Source organism: Kitasatospora sp. NPDC048540 (assembly GCF_040651175.1).
In the GTDB taxonomy this organism is placed as follows: domain Bacteria; phylum Actinomycetota; class Actinomycetes; order Streptomycetales; family Streptomycetaceae; genus Kitasatospora.
The window spans coordinates 23,910-35,647 of the sequence record NZ_JBEZIR010000028.1; the positions used below are offsets into that span (position 1 = coordinate 23,910).

General features: G+C 73.3%; 9 protein-coding genes and 2 tRNA genes. 8 read left to right on the forward strand and 3 right to left on the reverse strand.

Annotated features, from left to right (window positions below; genetic code table 11):
- Positions 1 to 67: 67 nt before the first annotated feature.
- The 3 genes from AB0D08_RS13985 to AB0D08_RS13995 all read right to left on the reverse strand — a co-directional run bounded on the left by AB0D08_RS13985 (position 68) and on the right by AB0D08_RS13995 (position 4,039).
- Positions 68 to 2,164, reverse strand: a complete 2,097-nt coding sequence (locus tag AB0D08_RS13985) for a tetratricopeptide repeat protein (protein WP_359888607.1) — start codon at positions 2,162 to 2,164, stop codon at positions 68 to 70.
- Entirely contained in the window at positions 2,161 to 2,583 is a 423-nt protein-coding gene (locus AB0D08_RS13990; protein WP_033826068.1) for a hypothetical protein, read from the reverse strand. Before AB0D08_RS13990 ends, AB0D08_RS13985 begins: the two co-directional genes overlap by 4 nt.
- A 193-nt stretch (positions 2,584 to 2,776) precedes the next feature.
- Positions 2,777 to 4,039, reverse strand: coding sequence for a hydrolase (locus AB0D08_RS13995; RefSeq protein WP_033826067.1), 1,263 nt, complete (start codon positions 4,037 to 4,039; stop codon positions 2,777 to 2,779).
- Positions 4,040 to 4,343: 304 nt separating this feature from the next.
- On the opposite strand from AB0D08_RS13995, the gene AB0D08_RS14000 reads away from it, so the two are divergent.
- The 8 genes from AB0D08_RS14000 to AB0D08_RS14035 all read left to right on the forward strand — a co-directional run.
- Positions 4,344 to 4,416, forward strand: a tRNA-Thr gene (locus AB0D08_RS14000).
- A 44-nt stretch (positions 4,417 to 4,460) separates the two neighbouring features.
- Positions 4,461 to 4,533 (forward strand) — tRNA-Met (locus tag AB0D08_RS14005).
- 82 nt (positions 4,534 to 4,615) lie between these two features.
- Positions 4,616 to 4,780 carry a 50S ribosomal protein L33 gene (gene rpmG / locus AB0D08_RS14010; RefSeq protein ID WP_006604855.1) on the forward strand — a complete coding sequence of 55 codons (165 nt, stop codon included), beginning with the start codon at positions 4,616 to 4,618 and terminating at the stop codon, positions 4,778 to 4,780.
- 85 nt (positions 4,781 to 4,865) lie between these two features.
- The gene (locus AB0D08_RS14015) at positions 4,866 to 5,324 is read left to right on the forward strand and encodes a MaoC family dehydratase N-terminal domain-containing protein (protein ID WP_359888609.1); all 459 of its coding nucleotides are present in this window, start codon (positions 4,866 to 4,868) and stop codon (positions 5,322 to 5,324) included.
- A gap of 4 nt (positions 5,325 to 5,328) precedes the next feature.
- Positions 5,329 to 5,751, forward strand: a complete 423-nt coding sequence (locus AB0D08_RS14020; RefSeq protein WP_033826065.1) for a MaoC family dehydratase — start codon at positions 5,329 to 5,331, stop codon at positions 5,749 to 5,751.
- Between the two features lie 1,012 nt (positions 5,752 to 6,763).
- The gene (locus AB0D08_RS14025; protein WP_033826064.1) at positions 6,764 to 7,045 is read left to right on the forward strand and encodes an acyl carrier protein; all 282 of its coding nucleotides are present in this window, start codon (positions 6,764 to 6,766) and stop codon (positions 7,043 to 7,045) included.
- 55 nt (positions 7,046 to 7,100) lie between these two features.
- Positions 7,101 to 7,925 (forward strand): alpha/beta fold hydrolase, encoded by an 825-nt coding sequence (locus tag AB0D08_RS14030; RefSeq protein WP_233289459.1) that lies wholly within the window; start codon positions 7,101 to 7,103, stop codon positions 7,923 to 7,925.
- Between the two features lie 85 nt (positions 7,926 to 8,010).
- On the forward strand, positions 8,011 to 11,738 hold a 3,728-nt coding region (locus tag AB0D08_RS14035), incomplete at its 3' end, for a beta-ketoacyl synthase N-terminal-like domain-containing protein (protein ID WP_359888612.1).

Genomic DNA, 11,738 nt, shown 5'->3' on the forward strand with positions numbered 1-11,738 from the left:
GGCGCTTCGCGTGGGCCCGCCTCATGGTCGGGGCCGACGGCAGCTGAGGTACCGCGGAAGCCCGGGTTCACCCGGGTGTGTTGCCTGCTGCCCTTCGTGCCGCGGCGAGGTTTCCGCGGCTGATCGCCGTGCCGGGATGTGTGCTGCCGAGGACCTGTTCGCACTGGGCGAGCACGGTTTCGTACAGAGCGATGGCCCGGTCGAGGTCGCCGGCTGAACCGTAGGTGTAGGCGAGGTTGTGGCGGTGGCACAGGGTGCTGGGGTGGGTGTCGCCGAGGACCTGTGCGCACTGGGCGACCACGGTCTCGAACAGCGGGACGGCGCGTTCCAGGTCCCCGGCCGCCTGGTAGGCGCTGGCGAGGTTGCCTCGGCTGCCGAGGGTGTCGGGGTGGGTGTCGCCGAGGACCTGTGCGCACTGGGCGATGACGGTCTCGTACAGGGGGATGGCGCGTTCCAGGTCCCCGGCCGCCTGGTAGCCGAGTGCGAGGTTGTTGCGGCTGATCAGAGTGTCGCGGTGGGCGTTGCCCAGGTGCTGCTCGTACTGGGCGAGGGCGGCCTCGTAGAGGGGGAGGGCGCGATCGAAGGCCCCGGCTTCGCGGTAGGCGCCGGCGAGGTTGTCGCGGGAGGCGAGGGTGTCGGGGTGGGTGTCGCCGAGGACCTGTGCGCACTGGGCGATGACGGTCTCGTACAGGGGGATGGCGCGTTCCAGGTCCCCGGCCGCCTGGTAGCCGAGAGCGAGCCGGCGGCGGCCGGCGAGGGTGTCGGGGTGGGTGTCGCCGAGGGTCCGCTCGTCCTGGGCGAGGCCGGCTTCCCGGAGGGGGACCGAGCGGGCGTCATGGCCTTGACCGCATAGGTGTTCGGCCGCGGTGTGGTAAAGGCCTGCCGCGCGGTCGTCCCGCTGTCCGGGCGGTCTGGTCGCGGCGAGTGCGATCAGCTGGGGCATCAGGGCGTCCCAGGGCGTGACCGCGTCCGTGGTCGGGGGGTCGAGCGGGCCCAGGGCCCGGACGAGGGCTTCTTCGGCGGCCTGGCGTCCCGTGGGTGGGCCGTCGGGGCCGGCCTGCGCAGTCGAACGCAGGACCGCCTGGAGGAGGCGGTGGACGCTGACGGTGCGCCGGGTGACCGTGGCCATGCTGTAGGCGCCGAGGAGGCCGAGGGCTTCGTGGAGGTCGTCGTTGTCGGTGCCGGGGGTCTCGAGAAGGCTGATGGGGATGTGGTCGGGGGCGAGCCAGGCGAGGGCGTACAGCACCTGGACGGCGTCGGGGTTGCGGTCGGTGAGGGCCTGGAGGGTCTGGGTCCAGATGCGGGCGATGGTGCGCTCGGCGTCGATGCCGTCGGCGGCCTTGTCGAGCTTGCCGGACAGGCGCTTGCGGTAGGTGTCGATGGTGACGGCGGGGTTCTGGGCCAGGTAGGCGCCGGCCTGTTCCAACGCGAGCGGCAGATGGCCCAGTTCGGCCGCCAGTGTCCGGGCGTCCTGGCGTTCCCGGGCCGTGGGCGTGCCGTCGGTGAAGGCGTAGCTGCAGAGGAGTTCGGCGGCTTCGTCGGGGCCGAGGGCGCCGAGGGGCAGGGTGCGGATGGTGCGGGACCAGCCGGTGGCGCGGCGGCTGGTGATCAGGTGGTGGCCGCCGTCGAGGGCGCCGAGGTAGGGGGACAGGTCGGTGGGGTCCTCGACGTTGTCGAAGATCAGCAGCCAGCCGGGGTGCCACTGCAGCCAGGTCGTGGCCCAGGCGGTGCGTTCGTCCTGGGCTGCTCTCCCGGCCCAGGCGGGGAACAGCCTGAGGGCGAGGCCGGCGAGGGACTGTTCGATGCGGGTCGGGGAGTCGGCGTTGATCCACCAGATGAGGCTGTAGGTGCGGCGGTGGTGGTGGGCGTAGGCGAGGGCGAGGGTGGTCTTTCCGATACCGCCCAGGCCGTGGACGGCGGGGATCTGGGTGATCGCGGTGCCGTTGTCCTGGGAGAGCGTGTCGCGGAGCCAGGCGAGGGCGTCGGTGCGTCCGAGGCACAGGGGGAAGGGCGGCAGGTTGGTGAGGCCGGGTGGCGCCGGGACGTCGCGGGCGGCGGTGAGGACTTCCGCGGGCAGGCCGATCACGTCGCCGGTGTTGGCGACTCCGATGGTGCCTGCGGCGATCGCCCTGCGCCCGGAGGCTTCGTGGTGGGGGCCGGTCACTGGCCGGTGTGGTGGCCGTCGCCGGTGATGGCGGTGGTGATGGTGTGGGCGGCGATGGAGCGCTCGCCGGAGGCGGTGACGGTCACGCTTCCGGCGGCCGGTGCGGGCAGCAGGTCGGCGAGTTCCTTGCAGAGGTCGGCGTCCTCGCGCAGGGCCCGCTTGAGCTGCTGGCGCAGTGCGGCGGCGGCGTCCGCGTCGTCGGTGTCCTGGGCGGCGTCGAGGACGGCGGCTTCCAGTTCGGCCTGTTCGGTCGCGGAGCGGCGGCGCCAGACGGCCTGGAGGATGCGGCGGCCCAGGTTGGCGGTGGCGTCCGCGGCGGCGTCCTCTGCGCGGGTGAGGACGCCGCCCCCGTAGGCGCCCGCCGCTGCGGTCAGGTAGGGGCCGGCCTGCTGGACCAGCTCCGCGATCTCCGTACCCATCGTGCTCAACCCCCCGAGCAGGAACCTACTGACGCCTCAGCAGCTTAGGAGCCGGGCGATCGTCGGGTGCTGGTTACGGGAAACCCGGCTGGTTACGGGAGACCCGCGGGGCCGGGTCTCCGCAGTGCGGAAGCCGCCCACGTCGGACGGGTTCGCACCCGGTACCGGCCACCGGCCACCGGACGGCGGCGGGTCAGCCCGGTGAGTTCTGGCGGGGCAGGGCGAGGGCGATGGTGTCGGCGAACTCGCGGACCGCGCTGGTGCGGCTGACCACGCGGCCGCTGTGGACGACCAGCCGGCTGTGGCCGCCGGCCAGCGCGCCGGTGAGGCTGTCGCCGCGGATCGCGAGCAGTTCGGCGGGGAACCCCGCGTCGACCCGGACGGCGGGCAGGCCGAGGGTGAGCCGGGCCTGGCCGCTGATCGCGTCGTAGGCGGCCTCGGGGCTGAGGGTGCCGGTGGCCGCCAGCAGGTAGGCGGCCTCCAGCGGATCGGCGCGGCCGACCGGGTTGGCCAGGTCGCGGACGCTGCCGCTGCCGACCGCCAGCGGCACCCGGGCATCGGTCAACTCCCGTGCAAGGGAAGGCCGCAGGCCGGTCGGCGGACCTTCCAGGCCGGTGCAGCCGCCGTTCTGCGGCAGGCAGACCACCCGCACCCCCGCGGTGGCCAGGACGCTCACCCCGCCGGGTGGCAGTGCGCTGCACGGGCCGACCGTGACTCTGGGTCGCAAGGGGGCCAACACTCCTGCGATCCGGGCGAGTTGGGCGGTGTCGCGGCCGGCCGTGTGCAGGTCCACCGGGCAGTCGGCCTCGCGTGCGGCCGCCAGCAGGATCTGCGCGTAGCCGACCGGGTCCGGGTCGAGGTCGGGGCAGCCGCCGGCCGCGGTGGCGCCCAGTTTGAGCGCCTCGCGCAGCTGGGCCCGCCCGTCGGCGCCGGCCCGGCCGGTGAGCAGCCGCGGCATCGCCACGGCCTGCAGCTCGGCGAGCCCCCGCAGCGCCTGCCGGGCCATGAGGACCGCCTCCAGTCGGACCAGGCCGTGCGCGTCGCCGATCCGGACGTGGGTGCGCTGGGCGGTGGCCCCGTAGCCGAGCGAGGTGAGCGCGGCCTCGGTGACCCGCCGGACCAGGTCGGCGGGGTCCTCGGTGGGCGGTCCCGGCAGGGCGGCGGCGAACGCGGTGTCGTAGTGGCCGTGCGGCTCGGCGGGGGCGGGGAGCAGCAGGTAGCCGGCCAGGTCGATCCGGGCGCCGGTGGTGACGGTGGGGCGGCCGGGCAGGGCGGGCAGCGGTCCGAGGCTGCCCGCGGCGCCTACGGCCTGGATCCGGTCGCCGCCGATCCGGACGTCGACCAGCCGCCCGTCGGTCAGCCGGGCGTTGGTGAGCAGCAGGATCGGGCCGTGGCCGAGGGGGTTGGCGGCCGGGCCCTGGTGCGGTCCTTCGGCAGGTGCGCTGTCCGCGCTCATTCGGCCGGCTCCTCACTCTCCGGGCGCGGGGCCCCGGGCGCCCGGCCCCGGTGCTCTCCGGCGCTCTGGGCGCACCGGGGACCGCATGATCACTGCCGGTCGAGCCTAGGGTGCCCGGGGGCGGGAGGCGCGGAGGCGGGCGTAGGTCGTGTCGGTCCACCCGCCGGTGGCGTGAGCGGTGGCGCGGGCCACTCGAACGTGCATCTGCCGAGGGAGCGTCAGTGCGACCGCGCCGACCTGCGGTCTTCCGCTCCGGATACGGATTTCACCTCTGGCCGGGAACCGTGTAATCTCTTCCTCGTTCGCCCCTATAGCTCAGTCGGTAGAGCGTCTCCATGGTAAGGAGAAGGTCTGCGGTTCGATTCCGCATGGGGGCTCTGGTGAAAGGGTCTTCCGCCTCGGCGGGGGTTCTGATCATCAAAGCGGTGTAGCTCAGTTGGTAGAGCAAGCGGCTCATAATCGCTGTGTCACCGGTTCAAGTCCGGTCACCGCTACTCCGCGTAGTCGATCGGGGGGTACTCTCCCGATCGGCTACTCTTGTCGTGTTCTTATTCGTTGTCCCAGGAAGGCACTCCCGTGGCTGCCACTGACGTCCGCCCGAAGATCACGCTGGCCTGCGTGGAGTGCAAGGAGCGGAACTACATCACCAAGAAGAACCGGCGTAACGACCCGGACCGTCTTGAGATGAAGAAGCACTGCCCGCGTTGCAACTCGCACACCGCGCACCGCGAGACCCGCTGACTTTGCACTGACTCCAGGCCGCACCCCGCAAGGGGGGCGGCCTGGAGTCGTTTTCTGTGTAACGACACATTCAGAGGAGTAGCTCATGCCGCTCGATCCCTCCTTCATCGGGCGCACGTACCCGCCCACCGAGCCCTACGAGGTCGGCCGGGAGAAGATCCGTGAGTTCGCCGAGGCGATCGGGGACGCGAACCCCGCGTACACCGACCCGGAGGCTGCCAAGGCGTTCGGTCACCCGGATGTGATCGCGCCGCCGACCTTCCCGTTCGTCATCACGTACGGTGCGGCCGGCCAGGTGGTGAACGACCCGGAGCTGGGCCTGGACTACAGCCGGGTGGTGCACGGGGACCAGAAGTTCACCTACACCCGCCCGGTGCGGGCCGGTGACCGGCTGACGGTGACGGTGTCGATCGAGGCCATCAAGTCGCTGGCCGGCAACGACGTGCTGACCGTCCGTGGCGAGGTCCACGACGAGTCCGGCGAGCACGTGGTGACGTCCGTCATGTCGCTGGTGGCCCGGGCGGCCGATGAGGAGGGGAAGTAGCGCGATGGGGATCAACTTCGACGAGGTGGAGGTCGGCACCGAGCTGCCGGCCCAGTCGTTCCGGGTGACCCGTGCCACGCTGGTGCGCTACGCGGGGGCGTCGGGGGACTTCAACCCGATCCACTGGAACGAGAAGTTCGCGCTGGAGGTCGGGCTGCCCGACGTCATCGCGCACGGCATGTTCACCATGGCCGAGGCGGCCAGGGTGGTCACCGACTGGATCGGCGACCCGGCGGCGGTGGTCGACTACGGCGTGCGCTTCACCCGGCCGGTGCCGGTGCCCAACGACGAGGACGGTTCGGTGATCGAGGTGTCCGGCAAGGTCGCCGCGCTGCTCGACGACCGCCGGGTGCGGGTGGATCTGCTGGCCACGTACGGCGGCCAGAAGGTGCTCGGCATGTCGCGCGCGGTGGTTCAGCTGGGCTGAGCCGCCGGCCGGTTCGATCCGTCCGGACGGGCCGAGTCGTTCAGCTCCTCGGAGCTGTCCGGCTCGGCCCGTCCGCGTCGGCGGGCCCGGGCGGGCGGCGGATCGGTGTGCCTGGCGGGGCGGAGGTGAGGGACGGGGCCCGGTCGTCCGGGGTGGGCCGGTGGGCCGGGCTGGTCCTTCGGGGGCGATCGGTCGGGCGGGTCCGGTGGCCGGATCCGCTCGGCCGCCCGGGTGGCGTCCGGTGGGCCGCGGACATGGCAGTCCTCGTTCCGTGGTCATGGGCCGGCGGTGCAGGGAGGGTGTTGCCGGGCAGGTCAACGGATAGCTGAGGTGACCATATCCACGGTCCGAGCGAGGCGGCAAGCGAGGGCCCGACCTTTAACTCCGAGTTCACATCGGCCTGTTCACGCGCGTAGAACGGCACGGCGTGCGCCCCGGCGCACAGTGCTCCCAGAAGTGCGCCCGGTGTGCACCAGACATTCGGAGGCCGTTCCTCATTCGGTGGGGGACGCGTCGAAGGGCCGGCATCGCCGCAGGTCGAGCGCGTTTTCGACGGATGCCGGGCGGGGCGGGCCGGCCGTCGGCGGCCGGCGCGCACCGGCGCCCAAGGGTCGTTGATTCACGATCCGTTGGTTGCACGCTCAACGGGAACTCGCGTACGGTCCTGCCCCGTAGCGAGTGCATCCGCCGTCCGTGCGGCCTGTCTTCGCTCACATCCACCCCGCCGACCGGGCAGGTCGAGGCGGTCTGTCGTCCCGTTGGTGCTGCCGCGGGGCGATGGGCGTAAGCGGTGCTGCAACCACCGCGTCAAGAGCAGATGTTGACTGACTGTTGCCCTACGAACCTCTGAGCCCATGGCCGAGCCACGCCCTGGCGCGTTCCGCGCCCGGGTCTCGCACGGCTGTCTCGCCTTCCCCGGGACCCTAGCAGCGCGCGGCTGATGCTGACAGGTGTTCTCAGAGGCATTTCCCGCCCGGCCCGCCCGGGCCGACTCTTTCGAGGAGGACCAACTGTGGCTCCCATCAAGGCAGTTGAAGCGCAGAACTGGTTGATCGAGAAGATCGCGCACCGGCTCGGGGTGGAGCCGTCCGAGGTGTCGCCGGAACAGTATTTCGACGAACTCGAGCTCGACTCGACCGAGGCCCTGATCCTGGCCGGCGAGATGGAGAACTGGCTCGGCTTCGAGCTCGGCACCACGGCGCTCTGGTACCACCCGAGCATCAAGGAGCTGGCCGCCCACATCGCCGAGGAGTCGGCCACCCGCACCGAGGCCGGCCATGCCGCCTCGGCGTAGCCGGGTCCCGCTCCCGGTCGTCAGACTGAGACCGTCGGCGGCCGGCTCGGGCACGGTGTACCTGGTCCATCCGGGGGCGCTCGCCGCCGGGGTGCACGCCACCCTGGCCGAGGCGCTGCCGGACGGCGTCGGCCTCACCGTGCTCGACCTGTCCGCCCTGCCCGAGTACTGGGAGGCCGCGCTCACCGGCGGCCGCGCCGAGACCACCGTCGAGGCACTGGCCGGCCGGCTGCTGGACGAGTTCACCGGGGCGTACGACGGCGGGCCGTACGCACTGGCGGGCTGGTCCTTCGGGGGCGTGGTCGCGCAGGCCGTGGTGCGGCAGCAGCCGCCGGCGCAGCGGCCCGCCCGGCTGGTGCTGCTGGACAGCATCGCCCCGACCGAGGAGTACCAGCAGCCCGACGAGGCGCTGCTGCCGCCGCTGCTGATCGGGTGGTTCGCGATGTACCTGGGGGCCAAGCGCGGCCGCCCGGTGCTCCTGGACCCGGACCGGCTGGCGGCCTGCGGCGTCGACGACGGCCTGCTGCTGGTGCTCGACGCGGCGGTGGCGAGCGGCGCGCTGGCCGCCGACACCCCGCTGCCCGGGCTGCGCAAGCTGTACGACACCTACGTCGACGGCCTGCTGCGCAACAACCGGCTGACCGCGCCCTACCGGCCCCGGCCCACCGAGGTGCCGCTGGTGCTGGTGGCGGCCGAGCGGAGCCTGATCCCCGACGACCCGACCCTCGGCTGGACCCCGCTGGCGCCGTACGGCCTGGAGGTCCACCGCAGCCCCGGCGACCACTACACGATGCTCACCCGGCCGGACGCCGCCGAGCTGATCGCGCGCCTGGTCCGTCCCACCCCGGTCCCCGCGCGGACCGGCGCCAAGAAGGTCTGACGCAGGCCCGTCCTCCGCACGGCCCCGGCCGCCGTCACCGCACGGCGCCCGGGGGCCGGCCCTCCGAGACCAAGAGAGCCCTGCCGTGAAAACCTCGCAGCCCAACCCCAGCAGCCTCACCAGCTCCGACGACGACCTCACCCGGCGGCTCGCCGACGAGCCCGTGGCGATCGTCGGCCTCTCCGCGCTCTACCCCAACTCCCGTGACCTGAGAGAGTTCTGGGGCAACGTGGTGGCCGCCGCCGACTGCATCCAGGACGTGCCGAGCACGCACTGGGACGTCGACGAGCACTACGACCCGGACCCGTCCGCGCCGGACAAGACCTACTCCCGGCGGGGCGGGTTCATTCCGTCGGTCGCCTTCAACCCGATGGAGTTCGGCCTGCCGCCCACCACCCTGGAGGTCACCGACGTCCTCCAGCTGCTCAGCCTGGTGGTCGCCCGCGACGTGCTCAAGGACGCCGGCGCCGAGCAGCCGTGGTACCGGCCCGAGCGCACCGGCGTGATCCTCGGCATCACCGGCGCCAACCAGCTCACCCAACCGCTCTCCGCGCGCCTGCAGACCCCGGTGCTCAAGGAGGTGGTGCGCAGCTGCGGTCTGACCGAGCGGGACGCCGAGGAGATCGCCGAGAAGTTCAAACTCGCCTTCGCGCCCTGGGAGGAGAACTCCTTCCCAGGCATGCTCGGCAACGTGGTGGCCGGCCGGATCGCCAACCGGCTCGACCTCGGCGGCACCAACATGACCATCGACGCGGCCTGCGCCAGCTCGCTGGCGGCGACCAAGGCGGCGGTCAGCGAACTGCTGGAGGGCCGGGCCGACACCATGCTGGCCGGCGGCTGCGACGCCGAGAACACCATCTTCATGTACCTGTGCTTCAGCAAGACCCCGGCCTTCTCCAAGGTCGGCCGGATCCGCCCGTTCGACAAGGACGCGGACGGCACGCTGATCGGTGAGGGCATCGGCATGCTGGCGCTGCGCCGGCTGGCCGACGCCGAGCGGGACGGCAACGAGATCTACGCCGTCATCCGGGGGATCGGCTCCTCCAGCGACGGCCGGTTCAAGTCCATCTACGCCCCCCGCAAGGAGGGCCAGATGGTCGCGCTGCGGCGCGCGTACGAGGACGCCCGCTGCACCCCCGACACGGTCGAGCTGTTCGAGGCGCACGGCACCGGCACCGCGGTCGGCGACGCCACCGAGCTGTCCGCGCTGGCGGCGGTGGTCTCCGAGACCACCGAGCAGCGCCGGTACGCGGCCGTCGGCAGCGTGAAGTCGCAGATCGGGCACACCAAGGCGGCGGCCGGCGCGGCCGGCATGATCAAGCTGGCGCTGGCCCTGCACCACAAGGTGCTGCCGCCCACCATCAACGTGGACGAGCCCAACCCGGCGATCGACTTCGCCACCGGGCCCTTCTACGTCAACACCCAGAGCCGCCCCTGGATCAAGGACCCGGAGCGTGCCGAGCGCCGGGCCGCGATCTCCTCGTTCGGCTTCGGCGGCACCAACTTCCACTTCGTCCTCCAGGAGCACGGCGAGGGCGAGGACCTGAAGGTGATGTTCCCGGTCGCCCGGGTCCACCTCTGGCACGCCCCCGACACCGCGGCCCTGACCGCGCGGCTGGCCGAGGGCGCCGCACCCGCCGAGGGCCCGGTCCCGGCCGGCCACGCCCGGCTCGCGCTGGTCGCGGGCAGCCCCGAGGACCTCGCCGACCTGCGCGAACTGGCCCTCCAGGAGCTGCGGGCCAAGCCCGACGCCGAGCACTGGACCCACCCGAAGGGGGTCTGGTACCGCCGCCGGGAGGCCGAACTCGGCCGCACCGGTGCGCTGTTCGCAGGCCAGGGCAGCCAGTACGTCAACCCCGGGCACCGCGCGGTGCTCGCCCTGCCGCCGCTGCGGGCCGCCTTCGACCAGGCCAACCGGCAGTTCGACGGCGCCGAGCCGCTCTCCCGGGTCGCCTTCCCCGCCCCCGCCTTCGACGACGCGGCCCGGGCCGCGCAGGAGGAGTCGCTGCGCCGCACCGAGTACGCGCAGCCCGCGATCGGCGCGCTCTCGGTCGGCCAGTACCGCTACCTGGCCGAGCTCGGATTCACCGCCGACGGCCACCTCGGCCACAGCTTCGGCGAGTTGACCGCGCTGTGGGCCTCGGGGGCGCTCGCCGACGACGGCTACTTCGCGCTGGCCAGGGCCCGCGGCGCCGCGATGGCCCCGCCCGCCGACCCGGCCTTCGACGCCGGGGCGATGGCGGCCGTCGGCTGCACCGAGGCGCAGCTCGCCGACCTGCTCGCGGCCCACCCCGAGCTGGTGGTCTGCAACCGCAACGCCGCCGACCAGGTGGTGCTCGGCGGTGCGAGCGCGGCGGTCGACCGGCTGGTCGGCGAAGCCGGACAGCGCGGACTGCGGATCAGCCGGCTGCCGGTCTCGGCGGCCTTCCACACCCCGTTCGTGGCACACGCCGTGGACGCGTTCCGGGAGGCGGTGGCCCGGGTCGAGGTCGGCGAGCCGCGGCGCCCGGTGTTCGCCAACACCCCCGGCGGCGCGTACGGCGCCGACCCGGCCGCCAACGCGGTGCTGCTGGCCGAGCAGCTGATCAACCCGGTGCACTTCGCCGACCGGGTCGAGGAGATGTACGCCGCGGGCTTCCGCACCTTCGTGGAGTTCGGCCCGAAGGGCGTTCTCACCCAGCTGGTGGGGCGGATCCTCGGTGACCGGCCGCACCAGTGCGTCCGCCTCGACGGCGGCCCCGGCGCCGACGCGGACCTGGCGCTGAAGCGGGCCGTCGCCCAGCTGGCCGTCCTCGGCCTGCCGCTGTCGGTGTCCGACCGGTACGTCGCCGAGGTGCCCGAGGCGGCGCCGAGCAAGGGGATGACGGTGCTGCTCAACGGCATCAACTACGTCTCCGACGCCCGCAAGGCCGCCTACCGGGACGCGTTGGAGAACGGCTACCGGATCGCCGAGCCCCGGCTGCCCGGAGCGGCGGCGGAGCCGGCGGCCCTCGCGCCGGTGGCGGCGGCCGAACCGGCGGCGGCCGAACCGGTGGCGGCTGCCCCGACCGTGGCTGCCCCGGTGGTGACCGCTCCGGCCGTGACCGGGCCGGTGGCCGGGCCGGCTGCCGTGGCGCCGGCCGTGCCCGAACGTCCTGCCCTGCCCGTCGTGATGGAGAGCGAGCCCGTGGACCACGAAGCCAACCCCGCGCCGGCCTCGGACCGGCTGCCCGAGCTGATCGCCGATCACCTCGCCCTGCACGACGACTACCTCAACGGACAGCTGCAGAGCGCCGAGCGGCTCGCCGGACTGCTGGAGCACGCGGCCGACCAGGGCCGGGTGGACGACGTCCTGGCCGGTGTGACCGCGGTCAAGGAACACGGCCTGGCCATCGGCCGGACCCACCTGCGGGCCAACGAGATCCTGCGAGACCTGGCCGCGCTGGAGCTCGGCTCCGGCAGCGCGGCACCCACGGCGTCGGCACCCGCTCCGGCGCAGGCGGCCCCCGCGCAGGCGGCCCCCGCCCAGGTGGCCCCCGCGCTGGCCCCCGCCCCGGTCACCGCAGCGCCGGCGCCGGCCGTACCGGCGGCTCCCGCGCAGGTGGCCGCGGCCCCTGCCCCGGCCGCGCTGCCCGCCGCCCCCCGGACCCCCGAGCCGGTGGCCGCGCCGGTGGTGGTGGCCGGTCCCGGTGCGGGTGAGGTGTCGGCTGCGTTGTTGGAGGTGGTGGCGCAGAAGACGGGCTATCCGGTGGAGATGCTCGAGTTGGGGATGGATGTCGAGGCGGATCTGGGGATCGACTCGATCAAGCGGGTCGAGATCCTGGGTGTGCTCTC